General features: G+C 61.2%; 15 protein-coding genes and 3 pseudogenes. 1 reads left to right on the forward strand and 17 read right to left on the reverse strand.

The genetic code is table 11. The features are described from left to right. On the forward strand, positions 1-252 hold a 252-nt coding region (locus EOA19_RS35705), incomplete at its 5' end, for a hypothetical protein (protein WP_206516445.1). Between the two features lie 29 nt (positions 253-281). Here EOA19_RS35705 and EOA19_RS30965 read toward each other — a convergent pair. From EOA19_RS30965 to EOA19_RS31040, 17 genes and pseudogenes are all read right to left on the reverse strand, one after another. After that, positions 282-524: a DUF2274 domain-containing protein gene (locus EOA19_RS30965; protein WP_024502859.1), complete on the reverse strand. Its 243-nt coding sequence runs from the start codon at positions 522-524 to the stop codon at positions 282-284. A gap of 12 nt (positions 525-536) precedes the next feature. Continuing rightward, the gene (locus EOA19_RS30970; protein ID WP_063169228.1) at positions 537-1,751 is read right to left on the reverse strand and encodes a TrbI/VirB10 family protein; all 1,215 of its coding nucleotides are present in this window, start codon (positions 1,749-1,751) and stop codon (positions 537-539) included. Further along, on the reverse strand, positions 1,748-2,773 hold the full coding sequence (gene trbG, locus EOA19_RS30975) for a P-type conjugative transfer protein TrbG (protein WP_164548809.1): 1,026 nt from the start codon (positions 2,771-2,773) through the stop codon (positions 1,748-1,750). Before trbG ends, EOA19_RS30970 begins: the two co-directional genes overlap by 4 nt. Position 2,774: 1 nt before the next feature. Then, positions 2,775-3,506: a conjugal transfer protein TrbF gene (gene trbF, locus EOA19_RS30980; protein ID WP_063169230.1), complete on the reverse strand. Its 732-nt coding sequence runs from the start codon at positions 3,504-3,506 to the stop codon at positions 2,775-2,777. Continuing rightward, positions 3,507-4,829: a P-type conjugative transfer protein TrbL gene (gene trbL, locus EOA19_RS30985; protein ID WP_063169231.1), complete on the reverse strand. Its 1,323-nt coding sequence runs from the start codon at positions 4,827-4,829 to the stop codon at positions 3,507-3,509. A 33-nt stretch (positions 4,830-4,862) separates the two neighbouring features. Next, complete coding sequence (gene trbJ, locus EOA19_RS30990; RefSeq protein ID WP_024502854.1) at positions 4,863-5,588, reverse strand: P-type conjugative transfer protein TrbJ; 726 nt, start codon at positions 5,586-5,588, stop codon at positions 4,863-4,865. Then, positions 5,585-8,035: a conjugal transfer protein TrbE gene (gene trbE / locus EOA19_RS30995; protein ID WP_063169232.1), complete on the reverse strand. Its 2,451-nt coding sequence runs from the start codon at positions 8,033-8,035 to the stop codon at positions 5,585-5,587. Before trbE ends, trbJ begins: the two co-directional genes overlap by 4 nt. Beyond that, complete coding sequence (locus EOA19_RS31000; RefSeq protein WP_024502852.1) at positions 8,029-8,301, reverse strand: VirB3 family type IV secretion system protein; 273 nt, start codon at positions 8,299-8,301, stop codon at positions 8,029-8,031. The genes trbE and EOA19_RS31000 overlap by 7 nt, the downstream gene beginning before the upstream one ends. After that, positions 8,301-8,609, reverse strand: coding sequence for a TrbC/VirB2 family protein (locus tag EOA19_RS31005; protein WP_024502851.1), 309 nt, complete (start codon positions 8,607-8,609; stop codon positions 8,301-8,303). The genes EOA19_RS31000 and EOA19_RS31005 overlap by 1 nt, the downstream gene beginning before the upstream one ends. Before the next feature lie 12 nt (positions 8,610-8,621). Then, on the reverse strand, positions 8,622-9,590 hold the full coding sequence (gene trbB, locus EOA19_RS31010) for a P-type conjugative transfer ATPase TrbB (protein WP_024502850.1): 969 nt from the start codon (positions 9,588-9,590) through the stop codon (positions 8,622-8,624). Next, complete coding sequence (locus EOA19_RS31015; RefSeq protein ID WP_063170364.1) at positions 9,587-10,000, reverse strand: CopG family transcriptional regulator; 414 nt, start codon at positions 9,998-10,000, stop codon at positions 9,587-9,589. Before EOA19_RS31015 ends, trbB begins: the two co-directional genes overlap by 4 nt. A gap of 116 nt (positions 10,001-10,116) precedes the next feature. Then, complete coding sequence (locus EOA19_RS31020; RefSeq protein ID WP_063169233.1) at positions 10,117-12,141, reverse strand: conjugal transfer protein TraG; 2,025 nt, start codon at positions 12,139-12,141, stop codon at positions 10,117-10,119. Positions 12,142-12,360: 219 nt separating this feature from the next. Continuing rightward, positions 12,361-15,762 carry a Ulp1 family isopeptidase gene (locus EOA19_RS31025; protein WP_245458394.1) on the reverse strand — a complete coding sequence of 1,134 codons (3,402 nt, stop codon included), beginning with the start codon at positions 15,760-15,762 and terminating at the stop codon, positions 12,361-12,363. Positions 15,763-16,595: 833 nt separating this feature from the next. Next, positions 16,596-18,902 (reverse strand): S9 family peptidase, encoded by a 2,307-nt coding sequence (locus tag EOA19_RS31030; RefSeq protein WP_063169235.1) that lies wholly within the window; start codon positions 18,900-18,902, stop codon positions 16,596-16,598. A gap of 667 nt (positions 18,903-19,569) precedes the next feature. Continuing rightward, a pseudogene (locus EOA19_RS36145) lies at positions 19,570-19,801 on the reverse strand (IS5/IS1182 family transposase); the annotation flags it as partial. A gap of 86 nt (positions 19,802-19,887) precedes the next feature. Beyond that, positions 19,888-20,932, reverse strand: a pseudogene (fni, locus tag EOA19_RS31035) (type 2 isopentenyl-diphosphate Delta-isomerase). Positions 20,933-21,020: 88 nt separating this feature from the next. After that, a pseudogene (locus tag EOA19_RS31040) lies at positions 21,021-21,914 on the reverse strand (hypothetical protein); the annotation flags it as partial. Between the last annotated feature and the right edge of the window lie 540 nt (positions 21,915-22,454).

Below are 22,454 nucleotides of genomic sequence, written 5' to 3' on the forward strand. Positions count from 1 at the left end.
CAAGGGAATCGCAAAACCGAATTGCAGGAAAACAGCGTCCAAATACCGCTAATCCTGCAATTCCAAAGCCGCTATCCGCCTCAATCAACAGGCCAGATCAATGGCTTGCGGATAGTTCACGGCCGACCAAATCGAAAATGCAAACTTAGGCTGTTGCGCGGTATCTCCTTCCACATCATCTCTTGCGCATACCTGCATTCCAAGGTGTTTGATCCTATGCTTCGCGAGGAGCAGGTAGGTCGCGACAGCTAGGCAATGTTCCAGCTGCCCTAGCGGAGGAGTCACGATTTTCCGGCAAGCTCCGTCGGCAGACGTTCCTTTCTGGCCTTGGCAAAGGCTCGGTCGCCTTCCAGAAACGCCGCCAGCATGAAAGGGATGAGTTCTGCCACGGTTTCAGACTGACCATAGGTCTGACGGTAAAGTGCAGCATACTCCTTGAGTGTTTGGCTCAGCTCCGCGCTGACGGTAATGGTGATCTTCGAAGCTGTTCGGTCCGGAAGTTTTCCAAGTTTCAGGTCAGCCATGATAACTCCTGCTCAACTGGCGTATGGCCGCAGCACGATGTCCTTGTGCACGATGACGCGCAGTGGCCAACCTGGGCGGACGACGATGGTGGGCTGGATATTGAGGTTTTTTTCGGTGATGCGCTGGCCGGCTCGACTGGCGTTCTGCTGGGCTGATTCCCGGATCGCCTTGACCAGATCGCTCTCGTTTTCGCCGAGGCTGAATTCTGTGCCGACACCGAGCAATGTGGCAAGCGCCACTCCCTTGATCATCTGCCAAGTGTGGAAATCGACTTCGTCTTCCAGCCCTGCGTAGCCGGCGGTGTCGCTCGCGGGCAGATTGTCGATTTCGGCCGACGAGCCGTCGGGCAGCAGAATGCGCTGCCAGACCAGCAGCGCTCGCTTTTGCCCGAACGCGACGACGCTGTCGTAGACGCCGATAAGACGTGAGCCCTGCGGAATCAGCAATATGTTGCCCGTGACCGTGTCGTGCACATTTTCGGTGACTTGCGCGACGACAAGGCCCGGCAAATCGGAATTGATGCCGGTGATCAGGCTGGCGGCAATCACGCTGCCAGCCATCAGTTGATATGGCGAGATCGGCGTCTGCAGCGCATGCGGATTGTAGATCCCGCCAGTGCTCCGCTGGCTGAGAAAATCAAGCTTTCGCTGCTGATTGTTCTGGTCGCCTTCCGCCGCCGCCACCGAGGCTGACGCGCGTCCTGCTTCGGATTGGGGAAGCGCCTCAAATGGATGCTGAGCAGTTTGCACGCTCTCTCCGACATCTGTCTTTTGAGCTCGATTTTCGACGCGGAAAAGCACCCGCGATTCACGCGCTTCGATCGCCTGCTGCGCTAGACGCTGCTCCTCGGCCGAGATGTCTTGGCCCGGCACGATGCCGAGCTGGCGCTGCCGCTCGAGGATGGGGCGGCCGAGGTCGCCCGGCAAAGGTAGCCCAAGGACGGGAGGCTTCGGCTTCATGCCGGAATAGTCATGGGGAAGCGTATCGAGCCCCTCGGCGGTTGGTTTGCGCTCAGTGTTGTAGAGATCTTCCGCCTGATCCCTGATGCGAAGGGCCGGCCCCTGGAGGGCGATCATGGTAACGCCGAAGACAGCGCCGGATCCGAGCGCTGCGATCGCGATGATCACACCGCGCCTGAACCGCACCACGCGGCGGGGAGAGGCCCGAAGCTGCAGTTCCTCGGGATCCAGTTTCGGCGGGATGCCAGAGCGGGAATTTTCGATCATGAGTCCTCACCTCGCCGGCTGCCGCGAAAGAGCGAGATCCGCCGTTGCGGTTGCCTGCCGTCAATCCTGCTGATGCGGATCACCTGCTGCCGCTTGGTGCCGAGGCGAAGTTCGGCCGCGGCGAAGAGCCGATCGACGATGTAATAGTTGCCGCGCACGCGATAGTTGACGAGCTCGCTGCTCCCATCTGCGCCGACGATGAAGAGTGGTGGCGCCTCGCCCTGATCTATGCGACGAGGGAACTCAATATAGACCTTGCTGCCGTCGTCGAAGGCTCGCGTCGGTCTCCAGGGCGGTGTGTCGCCACTGATTGAGTAGCGAAAGCGAAGGTTTTCGAGCGCGATATTCGACGCGACCGGTGTAACTGCCTCGGCTTGAGCATTGCGCTGGCGAAGCGCGATGATCTGGTCTTGGCTGTAGGTCCAGGAGATTGCCGCCATTGCGGTCTTCTCGGTGCTTTGAAGCTGCAAATGATAGGTCCGCCGGTCCGTCGTAATGACGACATTGGTGGCAAGACCCGGCGCGAAGGGTTTTACCAGAACATGGGTGCGCTGATTGTCACCGGTGCCGCTTGCGGTATCGCCAATGACCCAGCGCACGGTGTCGCCAGCCGACACGGCGGTTAGTTTCTCGCCCGGCTGCAGAGCGATGTCGGTCACGCGCTCCGGCGCGGCATAGAGTTGATAAAGCGCGCCATCGGTGAAGGGGTAGACTTGCACGGCATTAACATACCCGTACTTGGTGGGTTGCTGGGTCGCGGCTTTGTTGGCATCAGCGACGCGTTCTTCAGGGGGGCGCTTGTCCTCGGCCTTGCCGGGCTCGGGCTGCATTTGGCCAGGCAGCGGCAGTGGTTTTGGCACCTCGACAATTCTAATCGGCCTCTCCGGCGCCTTTTCGATCGCGGCCGGTTTGAAGTCGGCAGCGTCATAGGAAATCTCAGGCGGCGGCACCTTCTTCGATGCACAAGCGGAAACGACCGCTGCCGACACCGATAGGATCAGCACGGCACGAATCGGTGACATTTTACCTTTCATTGGTGGACTCCGTCGGAGAAAGGGGGGTTGGGACGGCGCTGTCGAGCTCGCGTGACCAGTCAATGGCATTGATGAAGACGCCGAGCGGATTCTTGCGCAGCTGATCCGTATTGCTTGGCGAGCGAATCACGATCGTGAGGATCGCAGTCCAGCGCATCGTGCTGGCAAGGCTTCCGCGCTCAAACACCTGCTCGGTCCATTTGACCTGGAATGAACTTTCGGAGGCTCTGACCACGCTGGTGACCTGTACCGAAACACTGCGCGTTCCGATCTGACCGAAGGGGTCGTTCGCCTTGGCGTATTCGTTGAGGAAGAGCGCTGCGCGATCGCTAGCAAAGTCGTACGCTGCCAACCAGTTCTGCCGTACCAAAACCGGATCGGTGGAAACGGAACGGACATTCTGGATGAAGCGGCCGAGATGCCAGGCGATCTGAGCATCCGAGGGCTCATAATTCCGGATCGCCGGCGCGACGGCGCGCGTCTCGCCGAAGCCATCGACCTCGACGACATAAGGCACGACACGGCTTTGCATCGACTGCCATACGAGTCCGCCGGAAAGCCCGGTCGCCAAGGCCAGGCAGCCAAGGGCCATGATCCGCCAGTTCCTGGCCTGCAGTCGAGATGAGCCGATGCGCTCGTCCCACAGCTGGGCGGCTTTTTGATACGGCGTGACCGGTTCGGGTGTTTTGCCGTAACGGTGCACGGGTCGCTTGAAGAGCATCTAGTCATCCTTGTCGTTGAGAGAGGGGGTGGCGCTGCCTCCCGGCCGGTCTCCGTCTCGGACAGCTTGCATGGCAGCGTGGCGATTTGCACGGGCGGTCTGTTCAGAACGTAGGCGCCTTGCCCACGTCGGCGCCGAAACAGTGGCCGAACCGGCAGAGCGTTCGGTCATTGGCGCTGTCGGCGTGCCGCCGGTCGCGGTCCACGCGGCATCGCGCCCGGCATCGGCGTTGCGCCCAACACTTGCAGTGGCGGATCGCGCTATGCGTATAGCGGCGCCGCCAGCTGCACTGGTTACACCATGCATTCCAGCAGCCACACCGGAGAGGCCAGCGTCGGGCGAGGTTGCGCGCCCGATCTGCCATGACGTGGAAGCAGCCGATCCCATTGTTGTGCCGGCTCGGATGGCGGCGACACCGCCGCTGGTTGCCATACGCGCGCCAGCAAATGCTGTGCCTCCAGCAACGAGTGATACACCCGCTGCCGCCGCGGTCGTGCCGAGGGCGGCGCCCGCCCCAAGCTGCGGTGCGCCTGAGACAAGACCCGACGCGATCCCCGGCCCAAAAATGCCAAGGCCAAGCAATGCCAGTGCGCCCAGTACCTGGGACATGGCACCGGCAAGATCCGGCTCCTTGCCTTGCAATGCGGAAGCGAACTCCCCGAAGAGCGTGGAGCCGATACCGACAATGACGGCGAGCACCATCACCTTGATGCCTGACGAGATAACATGGCCGAGCACGCGTTCGGCCAGGAACGCTGAACGGTTCCAAAGTGCGAATGGAACCAAAACAAAACCTGCCAGCGTGGTGAGCTTGAACTCAAGGATGGTGATGAAAAGCTGGATGGAAAGGATGAAGAAGGCGATGATGACCAGGAACCAGGCCATCAGCAGCACGAAGATGGTCAGTGCGTTGCCGAAGATTTCCGGGAAGCCCAGGAGCTGACTGGCTTGGTCAAGCATTGGCCAAGCACCTTCGAAACCGGTCGCGGCAATGCGGCCCGGGCGCAAGAGATTGTCTGCCGACAGATTGCCGGCCGACGCCTTAATCCCGAGACCGGCAAAAGAACGATAAACGATATCGGCGAGGTTCTTGAAATTGTTCAGAATGAAGGCGAAGACGCCAACATAGAGCACCTTGCGGACAAGCCGGCCGAGAACGCTGGTTTCGTCGCCGAGCGCCCACGCCAGGCCGGCAAGTGTGATGTCAATGCCGATCAGAATGGTAGTGAGGAAGGCGAGGTCGCCCGATAGCAGACCGAACCCGCTGTCGATGTAGCGGATGAAGGTCTCCATGAAGCGATCGATGACGCCAAGGTCGTTCATGCCGCTGCCTTTCTCGTCGTGATGAACTCGTGATTAATTGCCGGGATAAGCCGAGCCGGTACCCAAGAATCGCTTCGTCATCTCGCGGGCGGCTTCGTCTGACTGGGCCTTGCGGGCGGCATCCTCGGCCTCAGCTCGAAACTGCGTTGCGAGCAGCGTCTGGATCTGCATCTGCTGTTTTGTCGAAAGCGCCATCAGCTGGTTGGTGGCCTGGCTTGCCTGAAGCGCACCGGCCGCCCCTTGGCTGCGGTTGACGAGATCGGCGAGCAGATCGCCGTCGGCGCGGACGTTCTCGACGATTTGCGACTGGACCCCCATGGTCTGGCGGAACGCCTGCATGGCGGTTTGCCAACGCTCCCGCGCAGCACTCGCCACATCGCTGACTTTGATCGTGGCGTCGTAGCTTTCCGGATATTGGCTGCGCCACTGGTCTTGAAGCTTGCCCAGATCAAAGCTGAGGCCACTCGCCTGGTCCATCAAGCCGTCGATGCGATGGAGCGAACCGGTGAGTTGGCCAACGGAAGAGAAATCCAGACGCTGAAGATTGCGCGCCATGTTCTGCAGCATGGTCGCCTGATTCTGCAGCGACTGGATCTGGTTGTTGATCTGCTCCAATGCGCGCGCGGCCGTCAGCACGTTCTGCGCATAATTGGACGGATCGAACACGATAAGGGCGTAGGCGGGCTGCACATAGTCGGCCATAGGCTTGGCGATCAGGGAAACGGTGATCAGGCCGGAGAGAAGGCGTCGCCGCATCATGAGAATTGCTCCTTGTCTGGTTGAGGGAATTGCTTGAGAAGTTCGCCGGCCCAATCGAGGCCGCGCGCGATCAGGAACTGCGAGGCAAAGCTGCCTTGCCCGTCTTCGGACATGATCCTGTCGATCAGAGTCTGCGTGGCCGGATCGGAAGCACCGCAAAGCGCAAGAGCGATGGGGCCAAGCTCGAGCTCGAACAGACGGTTGCCGCGGCGCGATTGCAGATAATACTGACGCTTCGGCGTGGCGCGGGCGATCAATTCGATCTGCCGCTCGCTTAAACCGAAGCGCTCGTAGGCTGTGCGCGCCTGGGGTTCCACGGCACGATCATTGGGAAGGAAAATGCGCTGCGGGCAGCTTTCGATGATTGCCGGCGCTATGCCAGAGCCCGCGATATCAGCCAGCGACTGCGTAGCGAAGACAACCGACACGTTCTTCTTTCGCAGCACCTTCAGCCATTCGCGGATGCGGGCGGCGAACAGCGGATTGTCGAGATAGACCCACGCCTCGTCGAGCATGATCAGCGTGGGCCGTCCGTCGAACCGTTCCTCAAGTCGCTGGAACAGATAGGTAAGCACCGGCAGCAAAGCGCTTTGGCTGTGCATTAACTCCTCGGTCTCGAAACACTGCACATCCGACAAGGCCAGCCCATCATGATCGGCATCGAGCAGGCGGCCGAAGGGACCGTCGAGCGTGTAGGGCATCAATGCGGTCTTCAGCGCATTGGATTGAAGCAGGACCGAAAGACCGGTCAGTGTGCGTTCCTGCGCCGGCGCGGTGGCAAGGCTGGCCAGCGCTGACCAAATAGCCTCCTTCACCTCCGGCGTGACGGTGACGTTCTCGTGGGCAACAAGGCTGGCGATCCATTCGGCCGCCCAGCTTCGGCTAGCCTGGTCGTTGATGCTGCGCAGTGGCTGAAAGGCAAGGGAACCGTCCGCTCCTAGCGCGTGGTGTTCTCCACCCATGGCAAGTGTTGCAGCACGGGCCGAATTGCCTTTGTCGAAGACATAAACCTGGGCGCCGGCGTAGCGCCTGAACTGCAGAGCAATCAGAGCAAGCAGAACCGACTTGCCGGCGCCGGTCGGACCAACAACCAGCATGTGGCCGACATCTTCGACGTGGGTGGAAAGCCGAAACGGTGTCGACCCACTGGTCTCGGCAACGAAAAGCGGTGGCGCTTCGGTTTGGGTGACTTTCGCGAGATGCTCGTTTGTCGCAGGACCGGCCCAAACCGACGACAGCGGCATGAGATGGGCAAGGTTCAATGTATGAACGAGCGGTTGGCGAACGTTAGCGTAGACATGGCCAGGCAATGAGCCGAGCCAAGCCTCGACCGCATTGACGCCTTCTCGGATCGTGGTGAAGCCGAGCCCATTGATGATGCGCTCGACCGCGCGAAGCTTCTCTGCAGCGGCTTGGCGATCCTCGCCCCACACCGTCACGGTGGTGGTGAGATAGCCGAAACTCACATGATCACCGCCCAATGCCTGAAGGGCTTCGTCGGCATCGAGCGCCTTGTTGTCGGCATCGCTATCGACAAGCGGGACCGGCTCGTTGGTAATGACCTCGCGTAGGATTGCCACGATCGATTTGCGCTTGGCAAACCACTGCCGGCGCAATCGCGTCAGCGTCTTCGTGGCTTCCGTTTTCTCGAGCGGAATGAAGCGCGTCATCCAGCGATAGGCGAAATCCTGATGATTGAGGGTATCGAGGATTCCGGGCCGGGTGAGGTTCGGAAAGCCGAGGATGGTCAGTGTGCGAAGATGCTGCTCACCCAGCATCGGCTCCAGGCCACCGGTAAGCGGCGCATCGACCAGGATTGCATCCAGATATATCGGCGTTTCCGGGGCCATGATAGGATGGCGACGAGGCGAAATCGTGCCGTGGAGGTAGGTCAACGTCTGAGCATCATCGAGGACGCGTACTTCGGACATGAAACCCGAGAAGAGATCGAGCACGCGGTTGGTCTCGTCACGGAACCTCGCCAGATCCTGGCGCCAGTCTCTTTCTCCTCGGGAATAATGAGAGTCGACGAGCGTGCTTTCTGCGCGCGCCTGGGCGTCCGGCGGTGGCATAAACACCAAGGTCAGATGATAGCGGCTCTCGTAGTGCGCTACCTTCCCCTCGAAAGCAGCGCGGCGTTCTTCGTCGACCAGCCACGACGCGGCGTCAGGAAAATGCGAGTTCGGATAGCCCAGCGCTTCTGTGCGCTCGGCCTCAAAGAACAATGCCCAGCCAGAGCCAAGGCGTCTGAGAGCATTGTTCGCCCGGGCGCAAATGCCGACGAGTTCAGCCTCCGTCGCACTTTCGAGATCCGGGCCGCGGAACCGCAACGTCCGCTGAAAGCTGCCGTCCTTGTTGAGCACGATGCCGGGCGCCACCAAGGCAGCCCAGGGTAGATGGTCGGCAAGCCGGTCGGCTTTGCTTCGATATTCCGAAAGGTTCAGCATGCAAGCCACCCCTTCAGACGTAGGTGGCGCACAAGCACGCTGGCGAAGTCCGGATCGCGTCTTGCGGCAAACACCGCTAACGAGTGGCCTGCGATCCAAAGCACCAGACCAGCAATCCATTGCTGCAAGCCGAAGCCAATGGCCGCGGCCACTGTACCGTTGAGGATCGCCACCGCGCGCGGAGCCCCGCCGAGCAGGATCGGCTCGGTCAGCGCCCGGTGGACCGGTACTGCGAAGCCCTCGATATGCTGCTCCCCGGCGGCCATCAGACGAGCGCCCCACCACCGAAGGAGAAGAAGGAGAGGAAGAAGCTCGATGCCGCGAAGGCGATCGACAGACCGAAGACGATCTGAATCAGGCGCCGAAAACCACCGGCGGTGTCGCCGAAGGCAAGCGTCAGGCCGGTGGTGATAATGATGATCACCGCAACGATCTTGGCGACCGGTCCCTGCACGGACTCCAGGATCTGCTGCAGCGGCTGCTCCCACGGCATGCCGGAGCCGGCGGCATAAACCGGGGCCGTGATAAGAAACGCGAGCGCTGTGGACGAAAGAAAGCGAAGCTTCTTGCGCATGAGGAAGGCCTTTCAAAGCTGCTGGAGTTGCGAAAGCGTGAGCGGGGCAACGGCGTAATCGCCGCTGCCGTCGAGACCGGTGACCTCGGCGATTGCGTCGATGTGGCGCGACGAGCCGCGTCCCGCTATGAAGACGATCAGATCTATCGCCTCAGCGATGAGCCGGCGGGGAACGGTGACCACCGCTTCCTGGGCGAGTTGCTCAATGCGATAGAGAGCCGAGCGCGCGGAATTGGCGTGTACGGTAGCGATGCCGCCTGGGTGCCCGGTGTTCCATGCCTTCAGCATGTCGAGCGCTTCCGCGCCCCTCACCTCGCCCACGATGATGCGGTCCGGCCTGAGCCTCAGCGTCGAGCGCACGAGATCGGCAAGGGTGACCGAGCCCCGCCTTGTTCTCAGGGCAACGCAGTCCCTGGCCGCGCACTGCAGTTCGCGTGTGTCCTCGATCAGGATCACCCGATCGTCGCATTCGGCGACTTCAGCCAGCAGAGCGTTGGCGAGTGTTGTCTTCCCCGAGGAAGTGCCGCCGGCGATCAGCATGTTGCGCCGCTCGCGGACGGCCTTTTTCAGCGCATCGGCCTGCAGCGGCAGCATGATGCGTTCGGCAACATAGTCGGCCAGGGTGTAGACTTTCGCGGCGGGCTTGCGGATGGCAAAACATGGCGCCAACACCACAGGTGGCAGCAGGCCTTCGAAGCGTTCGCCAGACGGCAATTCGGCACTGACGATCGGGTTGTCGGCGTGCGCCTCGGCGCGCACGTGCGAAGCAACCAGGCGGATGATACGTTCTGCCTCGGACGGGTGCATGTGAACGTCGGTATCGACCCGACCTTCGCCTAACCGGTCGAGTCGCAGCGCGCCGTCGGGATTGACCATCACCTCGATGACGGACGGATCGGCCAGGGCTTCGGTGATTGCCGGACCCATGGCGGTGCGCAGCATGACACGCCGCCGGTGGTCGGCCTCGGGATGAGAGCTCATCCTTCCCCTCCCCCACCATTGTCTTTGCTAAGCGACTTTTTGCCGGAAGCGATCTGGCGGCCGACCTTCTCAACGAATTTCTCGAAACGCTCTTGGGCAATAGCCTGCGTTGCCCGATCCGGGACCGGCGTGTGGGCGTGAAGGGTGATCGAAAAGCGGATGAAGAGCGCCAGGCTCTCCAGGATCACCTCGGAATCGCGCCTGACGTGGGCAAGATCGCGGGAGAGCCGGTCAAGCCTTACGCCGTAGCGCCGATCGAACTCGCTCTCGCCACGCCGCTCGATGAACGCCTCGATCGCCTTCCCCACGATCGCTGATTTGGTCGTTGACGGATCGCGACTGAGGTTGTCCAGTTTCTCGCTGAGCTCCGGCTCAAGCAGAAACTGATGGCGAATGCGGTGCGGCTTCATGCGGATCGTTCCGACGGCCCGGCGTTGCGCCGGCGACGGGAGAAGCATCGGCCAGACGCTCAAAATTGCTTATGGCCGTTATCTACGCTGAGGTGCGCTCTGCAACTCAGCGGACTTCAGAAGCCGGGAATGACATCGTCGCCCCTGCCCTCGTTGATACCGTAGACGCGGGCCGCAGTGGAAATCCGATCCATGACACGCTTGTCCGCGAGCGCTTCGCTGTCATCGTCTGCGGGCTTGTACAGATCGGCCTGATCGGGCTCTTGAGAGACAACAACGTCTTCTTCGGGCAGGCTTGGATGGCGTTGCTGCTGAACGCCTCCCTCGTCTTCAACTGGCGCGTCGGCGCTTTCCTCGTCCGCAGCAAGTCGGCTATCGACGCTGCACACTTGTCCAGTCCAGCCGTCCGGGCGTGATGCAGGGCAGTCCGCATAGGGTCCGTCGTGCAGCACCGGCGCAGGCAGCACCCGATCTGTGAAATTCTGATCCTGATAATAGCGCAGCTTCTTGGCGCGGATCGGCGGCAACCCAGAAACCAGGACCAATTCGTCTGACGGCGGCAATTGCATCACCTCGCCTGGCGTCAGGAGCGGGCGCGCGGTTTCCTGGCGGCTCACCATGACATGTGAAAGCCAGGGCGCAAGCCGATGGCCCGCATAGTTGCGCATCGACCTAAGTTCGGTTGCGGTGCCGAGGGCATCCGAGATGCGCTTGGCCGTGCGTTCGTCATTGGAGGAAAAGGCAATTCGCACGTGGCAATTGTCGAGAATAGCATTGTTCTCGCCATAGGCCTTTGAAACCTGGTTCAAAGATTGTGCGATCAGATAGGAGCGAATGCCATAACCTGCCATGAAGGCGAGCGCCGTTTCGAAGAAGTCGAGGCGACCGAGCGCCGGAAACTCGTCCAGCATCATGAGCAGCTGATGCTTACGGCTCTTCTTCGGGTCCCCCTCCAGACGCTCCGTCAACCGCCTGCCGATCTGGTTCAAGATCAGTCGCACAAAAGGCTTGGTGCGCGAGATATCCGAAGGCGGCACGACCAGATAGAGCGACAGCGGTCGCTCTCCATCCACTAGGTCAGCGATGCGCCAGTCGCAGGACGAAGTGGCCGCCGCGACCGTTGGATCACGATAAAGCCCGAGAAAGGACATGGCGGTCGAGAGGACGCCTGAGCGCTCGTTTTCCGACTTGTTCAGGAGTTCGCGAGCCGCCGAGGCCACTACGGGATGGACCTGAGGGTTATGCCCCGTCCCGAGATGGTTTGTCGTCATCATCCGCCGTAGCGTTGCGGCAAACGAGCGTTGCGGGTCCGACAGGAAGGTGGCGACGCGGGCCAGCGTCTTGTCCTCTTCAGCGTAGAGCACGTGCAAAATGGCGCCAACTAGGAGTGAATGGCTGGTCTTCTCCCAGTGGTTCCGTCGCTCCAGCGCGCCCTCGGGATCGACGAGGATGTCGGCGATGTTTTGAACGTCCCGGATCTCATCTGGGCCTTTGCGCACCTCCAGCAGCGGGTTGTAGCGTGCCGATCTCGGGTCGGTCGGATTGAACAGAAGGCAGTACGAGAATTTCGACCGCCAGCCGGAGGTCAACTGCCAATTTTCGCCTTTTATATCATGAATGATGGCAGACCCGGTCCAGGAAAGTAGCGTTGGAACAACCAGCCCCACGCCCTTGCCCGAACGCGTCGGCGCAAATGCCATGACGTGCTCCGGGCCGTCATGGCGCAGATAGCGATCGTTCAGCCTACCGAGGAAAACGCCCGCCGGCCGTAACAACCCTGCCGTCTCGACCTCATGAGTCGTGGCCCACCGTGAAGACCCATAGGTCGTAACCGACCCGCGCTGTCGCGCGCGCAAAAGCGAGCCAGCGATTGCGGCGGCACAACCCAGGAATCCGCTGGCGCCTGCAAGCGTACCGGCTTTGTCGAAGACCTCCGGCGCATAAGCATCGAAGTGGAACCACCATTCAAACAGCTTCCACGGCTTGTAGATTGGCCAGCCGGCGAAGAGAAACCATGGTGCGCCGAGAGGCGTCTGGTAGGTCAGCATTTGAGCGCACCATTGGGTTGCCGTCCATACGCCGATAATGACAATTGCGCACACAACGGCGATCTGCCCGATCAGTAGCTTCGTAGGTGTCATCGGCTTGGCCCGCTGAACAACGCGACCTAGCATCGCGCGGCGCAGCCGGGACAGGAATGTTCCTCACATACGATTTGGGAGCAATGAACGACTTCCTACGTATGCAGGTCGGTCAGCACGCGTGTTGCGCCTTCACGCGACACCATCCGCCACTCCATCCTTTCCATTCACCCTGAGGCCCGGCGCCGCCGACAGTTGCGTGACCGCTCCTCCGCAAAGTTATCTTCTGCGTTCAGGGAGCCACGGCGCCTGGGCTGGCTGATGAACACCGTCCGCTCGCGCATGTGGGGTCGAATTGATTTGTGCCCAAGTGGAGGCAGGCTCGTCTTCCAACAGTTGCCGCAGTTCCCCTGGCTCGAACGCCATCATCGGTGGGGAAGCGGGTTCATCCTCCAACAGTTGCCGCAGTTCCCCTGGCTCGAACGCCATCATCGGTGGGGAAGCGGGTTCATCCTCCAACAGCTGCCGCAGTTCCCCTGGCTCGAACGCCATCATTGGTGGGGAGGCAGGCTCGTCCTCCAACAGTTGCCGCAGTTCCCCTGGCTCGAACGCCATCATTGGTGGGGAGGCAGGCTCGTCTTCCAACAGTTGCCGCAGTTCCCCTGGCTCGAATGCCATCATCGGTGGGGAGGCGGGTTCATCCTCCAGCAGCTGCCGCGGCTCTTCCTCGTGCGGCAAGCGCCTCCTTAGCCGGTCTTGCAGCGCCTGCCGATCGGCAACGAGGTTGTCGAGGGGCAGCGGCTCGTGGTCTGGCCGCTGCCCTTTCACCAATCGTTCAACCAGCGCCCACGTGCCCTCCAGGACAAATACGCCGCAATCATAATGGTTCGTCTGTCTGGCCATGGGGGCTGGCGCCAAGGTGGCATTCAGCAGTCCTGCGAGCTGTTTTGCAGGCACGTCGTTATATCCCTCTCGCTGGAGGGAGTCGTAGTGATAGGCGAACCGCCTTTCCGGGTCGCGGCGATCAACGAGCAGCAGCGACCAATGGGTGCCGGGGCTAGTAGCCGTGCCATTATTCACTGGCAAGAACAGGAAGTCGGCTGTGGCGTTGTTTTGATTATAGATGGACTGCAATATGCCTCGAGCGTCTTGCGGCGACGTGTGTCGCAGTAGATGGGATACGGAAGGATCCACCAGCCGAGTCCGGGCAGCGAGCGCCGGATTGATCCCCTGCAGTTGCCCCTCCAGCAAATTGTAATCTCTCTGGATATGGGCGTCGCTCAGCCATTCGGCGGCGCCGAGCACCCGCCCCGTTGCAACGTTGGACGGGGCTGTCGGATCGAGCGCCCCGATCTGAGCCCCAGAGGAACTGGTAGTCAGTGTGGTCACATCAACCAGTGGAAGGCCGCGGTAGGTGCCTGGCAGCCTAGCGGTTGCTGGCGAGGCGGGTTGGGGAGCTCTTGCCGGTGCCGCTGGCCCAGCTTCAGCAGCGGCCCCAACGCGCCTGGTGACTGCGTCTGCCGGATGAGCAGAAAGGACAGTTTCGCGCCCGAGCACAATGCGCGGCAGGATATCCCGGAGGTGAGCCAATGCAGAACTGATACTTAGCCTATTACCATAGGAGACAGCCTTGAAGCTCTCAACATCTTTATCCAGCGATTTGTCGTGAATCCGAGCCGCAATCCCAAGCTTGTTATTTTGACGCAGGTACTGACTAAAATGTCTAAGAAAATTTGTATAGCCGCCCACGGTATCTGGATTCCGTCCGGTCGCAGGCGCTGCCAGGTACTCCTTGGTCGAAGCGGCTCTGTAATTTCTAATGAGCTCGGCATCGTCAGGATAGGGGATCACGACAGGGCGAGCCATAATCGGGGCTCCGCCTGTCGACTTCTTGAGGTAACGCAGTGCGCCAGCCACGGTGGAGGAACCACCCGTACTCTCGTACTCCTTGAGATCCTGATCCAGCGACGAATGGTAAAGCCGAGCAGCAAACCCTGGCTTGTTGTTTTGAAGGAGCCACCGACTAAAGCCGAAAAGAGAATTTACATTGTAAGTGACCGTGTTCGCTTTGGCCTTACCCGCGTGGAATGCTGCCCTCAGCCCTTCGATAGCGGTCGCATCGTTGGAATAGACAGGACGCTTGTCGGCACCGTCGGGGACTACAATTGGACGATCCGGCTGCACTGTCGAGGGCATCGACCCACCACCTCCGGGATGCGGTGCTGGGGTGGATTCGTGCTCATCCCTCTGCCTGACGAGCTGCGCCTCACATTCCGGTGTAGCCACCTCATGAGGATCCTGCATCGGTTCGATCCCCTCCATCTCCTGCTGCAACCAAGCCAAAGCTTGGCGAGCGGCCTGCGCGGCTTCATCAACCGCGGAGGATGTCTCCACACCTCTGGCGGACGCCGGCAGAGCCTGCTCCGCCCGCCGTCGAAAGAGCTCTGGCGAGGCGGATTTCTCCGCCCACAATCTGGGCTGCGTAGCGAGTCCCCGTCCAGATTTATGTGGCACCGCCTCGCTTGGCAGCGGGCTGCTCCTGTCCCGTGCAGCTACCAGCTCCTCCGGGGCGCCCTGGTCGCCGTGGCGCCAGTTCAAGTGAGGGACGGCCTCTCCAAAGTCGGGCGCTTGGTGTTGGTGCGCGGTTGGGGCGAGAGACAATGGTAGATCGGTGCCCTCCTTATAACCTACCGGCAGGAGCTCCTCTGGCCAATCGAATCCCTGCTGTGGTGCGGTATGCTGAGCAGCGTCGCCACGGGGACGAGCCTCCATGCTGACCGCGTTTTCCAGATGATTCCCGAGTATAACGCGCGGCGGGTTCTTGCGGAGATAAACCAGCGCAGATTCGATCGGAGCTCCACCATTAGAGGAGGCGGCCTTGTAGCTCTCAACATCTTTATCCAGCGATTTATCGTAAATGCGACCCGCAATTCCGAGCTTGTCATTTTGACGTAGGTAATGACTGAAATGGTTAAGAGCAGTTGCGTAGCCGCTCGCGGATCTGAAATGTCTGGTGAGCGCGGCGTCGTCAGGATGGGGGTTCAGGACAGCGCGACCCACAATCGGGCCGGCTCCGCCCATCGACTTCATCAATTGACGCAGTGCGCCAGCCACGGTGGAGGAACCACCCCTACTCTCGTACTCCTCGAGATCCTGGCTCAGCGACGGATGGTAAAGCCGAGCAGCAAGCCCTGGCTTGTTGTTTTGAAAGAGCCAACGACTAAAGCCGAAAAGAGAATTTGTGCTGCGAGTGACCGTGTCCGGCCTGGCTTTACCCGCAAGGAGTGCTGACTTCAGCCCTTCGATGGCGGTGGCATCGTTGGAATAAACAGGACGCTTGTCGGCACCGTCGGGGACCACAATTGGACGATCCGGCTGCACTGTCGAGGGCATCGACCCGTCGAGATGCGGTGCTGGGGTGTATTCGTGCTCGTCCCCCTGCATCACAAGTTGCGCCTCCCGTTCCGATGTACCCACCTGATCGGTGGGGAGTTGCATCATCACGCGAGCGCCTGAGTTGCCAACCTCACCTGGTTGCCGCTCAGTGACAGCATGCTGCAGATTGCTTTGGATCCTCTGCCTCTTCGTTGGTCTCAACTCACCTTTACCATGCGAGCCATTGACGAGGACCTCCTCGCCTAGCGCACCCATCAACTCGTCCGCCGCCTGCAGTTCGCCCAAGTGCTGCTCAAAACCGGCTTGGCCGGCCTGTCCGCTTGCTCGTGCGGTACGGCGTGCTGCACCTGCAGCCAAGCTGCCACGATGAATGTCTAGTTTGTACGGGTGCACGCTATCCTCACTTCCACAGATCACATGAGCAACCTACTCAGGCAAGCTTTCGAGAGGCTGACGAGGTCCGCCGCCGCGGAAGGCGAAGGCTGGTTTTCTGCTCAGCGGTTGACGGCCTCGCGTGTTGCGGCCGCGCCGGGTATCACGCCAATCAATCTGAATAGTCGATGCGTCAAACGAACCAGGATGGGATTTTCGTAGCGGGGCTGCTCTACTCACTCTTGTCCTGAGGGCAGAATTCAACCATATCGCCGAGCAACTGGATGCCGATTGGATACCCGATCCGGAAAGCTTCAGCTCATATGTGACGCGAGGATGAGAATCGTGGCAGCTCCAGACCGACGGGCTGCCACCCACAGCGGCGATGACCGACGAGGGTCTTCTATTGCCAAGGCAATCGTCCGTTCGGGGACCTATGTGTTCCAATGCTCGTCGAGCGGATCGGTGGGCCGCACCGCCGTAGCGTTACGGCGAGCGGAAGCGGCGTTGGGTGCGGCTTTTCCCCTGAACGCTTCACACCAGGCTGATAGGGGATCTTGCAATCGCACACACGCGGTCTGCAGGCGTGCCTATCAAGCAGTTTGCTCAGACCAACGTCGCGGCGAGCCGATCCTCAATACGCAGCGCAAGTCCTAGACTCCACGATCGTCCTTCGGTGCAGATTTGCTCGCGCCTCGCCCTGATTACAGCTGATAAGGCGAGCTAACAATTGCAAGAGCCACAAGCTATTCCAGCTCGATCGGTTTGGTGTTCCAGTCGGGCGGGGTCTGACCGAGAATGTTGCGAACGAAGAAGTCTAGGAGTTTGCGCTCGGTGTAGGTGCCTAGAGTATGGTGATTGGCACCAGGAACGTAGACCATGTCAAAATCTTTTCCTGCCTTGATGAGTCGATCGGCAAGCTGGAACGAGCAAAACGGATCGACATTATCATCCATTTCGCCGACCGCGATCATCAGCTTGCCCTGCAGCCTGTGAGCATTGTCAACGGCGGAGGATTGCGAATATTCAATGCCGACCGGCCACCCCATCCAAAGTTCGTTCCACCAGGTCTTGTCTATCCTGTTGTCGAAGCAGCCGTTTTTGGCGACGGCGACCTTGTAGAAATCGGGGTGAAAGAGCAGCGCGCTGACTGCACTCTGGCCGCCGGCGGATGCGCCAAAAATGCCGACGTTGGATATGTCGTACCATGGATATTGCGCGGCCGCCGCCTTGTGCCACAGAATGCGATCGGGAAATCCTGCGTCCTTCAGATTCTTCCAAGCAACATCATGGAAGGCGCGGGAGCGGTTGTTGGTGCCCATGCCGTCGATCTGAGCAACGACGAAGCCCAGCTGCGTGAGCGGCTCTGTCCACCGCGAGAAGGATTTTGGGACGAAGGAGCCGTGGGGTCCAGCATAGATATTCTCCACAACCGGGTATTTCTTCGTCGGGTCGAAGTTGGCTGGCAGGTGGAGCACGCCCCAGATGTCAGTTTTGCCGTCGCGCCCCTTGGAATGGAAACTGAGCGGCGGCTGCCAGCCTGCGGCGACGAGCTCAGAAATGTCGGCCGTCTCGATCTGCTGGAGCTTGGCATTGTCGCTGGCGCGGTAGAGTGCCATGCGCGGGGGCAGATCGATGCGTGACCAGAGATCGACATAATAGCGCCTGTCAGGCGAGAACTCGATATGGTGGTTGGCCGGTTCGGGCGTCAGTGCAGTCAGTCCCTTGCCGTCAAAGCCGATGCGGTAAGCATGGACCCAATAGGGGTCCTCCTGCGAGTTCATCCCGCTCGCCTCGAACCAGATCTGACGCTTGACCGGATCGACATGGTTGACCCTCCGGACGACCCACTCACCTCGCGTGATCTGGTTTTCGAGCGCGCCTGTCCGGCCGTTGAAAAGATACAAATGCTCATACCCGTCGCGCTCTGATGCCCAGATGATCTCCTTCCCGTCATCGACATCGTAACGGAAGATTTTTCCGGCATCCTCCTGGCCATGCCCCAGCGGCAAATAATCAACGAATGTCTCGCTGGTCTCATCGATCAGGGAGCGCCCGCGGCCCGAGGCGGCGTCTACCTCGACCAGGCGATAAAGCTGATGCCCGCGCTGGTTATATTCGAAAGTGAAGCCGCGGCTGTCCGCCCACCACCGGAGAGGGGAAAGTTCGAAGACGTTCGAGAAGAGGGCACCGTCAATCACGATCTGGCGCCGGCCGGCAATGTCGAACAGGACTGGCTGGGGCAGCGGAAGGACATCGCCCGGCCTGGGATAGAATTTTGTTGAATATTCCCGCTCCAACTGGTCCGTCGAAGAATTGAGGTAGCGGACCTCTCGCCTATAGCCGGGGCGAACAAGGTAAGCGGCGAGGTGGCGCGAGTCCGGCGACCAGCTCAGCGTCGAAAAGACGTAGCAATTGCCTTCGGCTCCGTCCCGGCTCAGAGGAACATCCTGCAATCCGTCCTCGCTGCGCAGGAAAACGTTGCAGTTCTTGATATAGGCGATCCATTTGCCGTCGGGCGACGCGTTGCTCTTGTCGGGGTTGTTCTCCGCTGGCGGCGTGTAGCGGTGGCTGAGCTCCCTACGGTCCCCTTTCCTTGCATCGAATGTGGTGCTGGTACAGTCATAGCTTGCAAGGTCGCAGCTCCACCGGGTGTCTTCAATCTGGAAGTCGAGCCTGCGACCATCCTCACTCAGTTCGAAACGGTCGAACGGAAGATTGCCGGCTTGATAGCTCTCATGGCTCACCTTGTTTAGCGCTGCCGCCAGACGCGCCTGATCGAAAGCGGGCCGCTTGAAACCCGTGGCAGCATCGACCTGCATGAACTGCTGCTCGCCGTGGCTAGTCCGGCGGTAGACGAAGGCTTCACCCCCGGTCAGCCAGAAAGGCATTTTGGGGACATTGACAGTGAGCCCGCCATATCGATCGTTGATCGTAAGTGCGCGCTTGAAATCGGCCGGCGCTAGCGTCGGGTGTAAACTTTTCGAACCCTTGGCCAGCGTCTGAGTTGCCGATCGCCATGCGGCGCGCGTCAAAGCGCCGATCCTGGACATACCTGTTCACTTCTTTCGGTTTTCGGAATGCTAATTTTGAAGTTGGGTTCTCGTCGCCGGTCTGCAGCAGCGCCGAAGCGTCGCCTTGGAGGAGAGCCAGCACGCGGGTGCAGCCAGGCACGCGCAACAGGGGCGCTCCTTGGACATCCAGGCACTGGTTCGGGTGCCGATTGAAGAGTTGGCGTCCGCCGCCGAAACAACCAGGAAAGAGCGTCCATGCAGCCCTGACGCGACTATTTCCCCGCGAGTATGGCCGCTTGCTTTTCTGCATCATCTGAAAGGTCCTGCTCTAGTCGGGCCGGATGTCACCCCGGCAGAAATCATTGTGCTATTTCGACAATCTCCGAGCGATTGCCGCCGGCCCATGACGAGGTTTACCGATAGGGCGCAATATGCGTGCCAAAGGAAAAGCGGTTTAAATACACGGCAATCCGCCTATGTCGCATCCCCAACATCGTCGCACACCGGACAATGCCGGACGAAATTGTCCCGGGGCGTCAAATTGGTTTGATGGTGACCCAAGGAGTTCTGGCTTTATCTGAGGCGTTCGGCCTTTTTCGAAAGCCGGACTCTTCGCGCGTTTCCGACGGCCCGAAGCGCCTGATCAAAGCTGACGGCATTCCCGGGTCTTGGCCTTGCCACAGCAGCACCTGCTGCATCAATTCCGACGGACGCTGTAGAACACCTGCAACACACGGCCCGCAGCAATTTCTCCGGCGCAACGCTGGGGCGACCGCCTTTGGCACTGCAGGCGTACATGCCGGAAAGGATGCCGTCTAGCCGCACCAGCGCTCCATTGATCATCAGCCGGTGCGGGCACCAGGATGACCGGCTGGAACGAAATCTTCCAACCGCTTCATCGTGAACAGCTGCTCCATGAACACATCGCTCCCGTCAATCGAGCCGTCTCGCCAGGGGGATCAATAGTCTGTCTTTGGCGTAGGTATTTCAGCAGCCTGCTGTTAGCGTGCGGACGACGCCGACATCAACCGGCGGACAAATGCGACGAGGGCAACAAGCGCGCCTGACGCAACGCCGCCAGATCAGCCGAGCCCGTGCAGAAGCAGGCGACGGCCAACTGGCGGATGACGATCTCGAAATGCGCGACAACGGCCCCGGTGGACACTGTCGCCGCGCCCAGCACGCTGGCCGCCTGCCCGGCGATGTCCGCGCCCAGGCGGATGGCCTTGGCCACGTCGACGCCATCGCGGATCCCGCCCGACGCGATCAGCTTCACCGTTGGCAGCGCCCGACGCACCGCCTGCACGCTGGTCAGGGTGGAATCCCCCAATCGGCGAATGACATCGCCACTGCACGGTCGGCGGCATTGCGGGCGCGCTCGCCCTCCACTGCGGCCCAACTGGTGCCGCCGGCGCCGGCGACATCGATTACCGCCACGCCCGCCTCGACGAGCGCACAGGCACCGAGGCGGACAGGCCCGCCCCCACTTCCTTGGCCACCATCGGCACGCCCACGATGCGCGCGGCGCCAGCGATCAGCGCCAGGACGCCGCGCCAGTTCGCGGTCGCCCTCCGGCTGTACCGCTTCCTGCAGCGGATTGAGATGGACGATGAGCCCATCGGCCTCCAGCGCGTCCACCGCGCGACGCGCCAGGTCCAGGCCGTCGGCCTCCCGCAGTTGCGCGGCGCCGATATTGGCCAGCAAGGGAATGTCTGGCGCCAGGCGGCGCAGCGCGCGCGTTAGCCCCTGGGAGTTGCGGGATTGCAGGCTCACACGCTGCGAACCGCACATGGCGATCCCCAAGGCTTGCGCTGCCTCGCTCAAATGCCGGTTGATGGCCTCGGCCCGTGGCATGCCGCCGGCCATAGAGCTGATCAGCAGCGGCGCGCGCATAGCCTTGCCCAGCAGCGAGGCGCGCAGGTCGATCTGCGTCAGGTCCAACTCGGGCAGTGCGCAGTGTTCGAGATGGATGTACTCCCAGCCAGCGGCCACCGTGGCCGGCGCCGTTCGCCGATCCAGCACGATGTCCAGATGTTCGTCCTTCCCCGGCTCAGGGCGGTGTCGCTCATGCTCGCTCCATCCGTAGCAGCGGGCGACGGCGTTGCGTCGGATCGAACCGACGGCAGCGCGCCCAAGCCGCCGCCTCCGGCGCGTCCAGGCCGACGCACGCTGGCCTCCCCCTGCAGCGTCGCTGCGATAGCGGCTGGTCGAAGTCTGGTAGTACTGCGCGCGGATCGCCGCCATCGCCTCGATCAACGGTCCCCACGGCGCGGGAAAGCATTCTTCCGCCATCACCCGGTGCAGCATGCGCGTATGGCCGGCCAACTCGTCGTTGAGGAACTCAACCACAGGCATAGCCGGATAGCGCTGCAGAAGCAGGATCGCCGCGTTATCGCCGGCCGACCTGTCCTTGTCGCGTCCATGCAGATCGTTCTGCAGGCGCCCTATCACTGAGATGAGCCGCAGGACCTGGCGAAACGCTGGACGCGCGCGCAAGGTCGCCATGTCCAGCCCCCACAGCAGCGACAGGCAACAGAACACGGTCCCGTAAGCGATCGAATCGATGCCGTTGTGCAGGTACTCGGCGTAAGACCAGCGTCGCGCCCCTGCCGCCTGCGCGTGTCCGGCGCGCAGCGCCGCGCAGTAGCACCGGGTATAGTCGAGAAGCCGAGCATAGTCGTGACGATCGTAAGCGAGCGCAGCCAGCGAAGCGCGCAGCTGAGCGCAGCCCTCGAATCCGGAGAGCACGCACGGTACGCCGTGCCCCAGCGCCTGCTCCAGGGCGGCGAGCTGCTCCGGCGCGATCAGGCCAACGTCGTTGCAATCGTCTAGCCAGAACAGCAGCGCCAGTTCGCGATAGAACGCCACGATCAGCGTTTCGTCCTGCGGATCGCGGCCGGTGCGGGCGCTGGTGTCGCGCAGGCTCGGGTGAATGCGTTGCAGGATATACTGGCCGCCCCTTACCGCTTCCTCAGCATGCTCATCCGCGAAACCGGTCAGGGCACGCCCCCACTCAAGCACCTGCTGCAGCGCGCGTTCGGTCTGGATCATGGCGCCGCCCCTGCTCCCTCGGCTACGACGCGCCGCCCACAACGAAGCGCCAGCCACAACCCGGCGAGACCGCATCTCCGCGCCATAACGGCGATCGCGAAGTTATCGATCCGATTGCCAGTTGCTGATGCAAGCTCTTGTGAACGGCCGTTAGGACCGGCCCGCAGCCTCGCCGGCAGTATCGAGCAATCCGCTTGCGCCGGCTCGCCATAGCAGGCGAGGACGGCAAGGTCGCCGGCGGCAAACGCACGCGAGCACATTGCAAGCGACATCCGCGAACGCGGCGCCGACTGGTCAGCCTCCGCCTCGGTGCCCGCATATGTCCGCGAGTCGAGCAGCGCCTTCGCCACGAAATGAGCAGAACGCCTTACGAGCATCGACCGCCGGCTGCTGCGCATGCGCGATGATGAGGCATGGTCTCGCAGCGGACCCGTTCCGACAGATGCTGCACCAGGGACGAGGCGACCTTATCCAACAAGGCACCACTTGCGCTGTTTGTGGAGACGAGCGTCGGCTGCATCCATGCGGCTGCTTGAGTGG

The sequence above is a fragment of the Mesorhizobium sp. M7A.F.Ca.US.010.02.1.1 genome, from assembly GCF_004023085.1.
In the GTDB taxonomy this organism is placed as follows: Bacteria; Pseudomonadota; Alphaproteobacteria; order Rhizobiales; family Rhizobiaceae; genus Mesorhizobium.

Bases quoted from the DNA above. Each gene is read 5' to 3' on its own strand.
- EOA19_RS30965 (WP_024502859.1), bottom strand. From the start codon at position 524: ATGGCTGACCTGAAACTTGGAAAACTTCCGGACCGAACAGCTTCGAAG.
- EOA19_RS30970 (WP_063169228.1), bottom strand. From the start codon at position 1,751: ATGATCGAAAATTCCCGCTCTGGCATCCCGCCGAAACTGGATCCCGAG.
- trbG (WP_164548809.1), bottom strand. From the start codon at position 2,773: ATGTCACCGATTCGTGCCGTGCTGATCCTATCGGTGTCGGCAGCGGTC.
- trbF (WP_063169230.1), bottom strand. From the start codon at position 3,506: ATGCTCTTCAAGCGACCCGTGCACCGTTACGGCAAAACACCCGAACCG.
- trbL (WP_063169231.1), bottom strand. From the start codon at position 4,829: ATGAACGACCTTGGCGTCATCGATCGCTTCATGGAGACCTTCATCCGC.
- trbJ (WP_024502854.1), bottom strand. From the start codon at position 5,588: ATGATGCGGCGACGCCTTCTCTCCGGCCTGATCACCGTTTCCCTGATC.
- trbE (WP_063169232.1), bottom strand. From the start codon at position 8,035: ATGCTGAACCTTTCGGAATATCGAAGCAAAGCCGACCGGCTTGCCGAC.
- EOA19_RS31000 (WP_024502852.1), bottom strand. From the start codon at position 8,301: ATGGCCGCCGGGGAGCAGCATATCGAGGGCTTCGCAGTACCGGTCCAC.
- EOA19_RS31005 (WP_024502851.1), bottom strand. From the start codon at position 8,609: ATGCGCAAGAAGCTTCGCTTTCTTTCGTCCACAGCGCTCGCGTTTCTT.
- trbB (WP_024502850.1), bottom strand. From the start codon at position 9,590: ATGAGCTCTCATCCCGAGGCCGACCACCGGCGGCGTGTCATGCTGCGC.
- EOA19_RS31015 (WP_063170364.1), bottom strand. From the start codon at position 10,000: ATGAAGCCGCACCGCATTCGCCATCAGTTTCTGCTTGAGCCGGAGCTC.
- EOA19_RS31020 (WP_063169233.1), bottom strand. From the start codon at position 12,141: ATGACACCTACGAAGCTACTGATCGGGCAGATCGCCGTTGTGTGCGCA.
- EOA19_RS31030 (WP_063169235.1), bottom strand. From the start codon at position 18,902: ATGTCCAGGATCGGCGCTTTGACGCGCGCCGCATGGCGATCGGCAACT.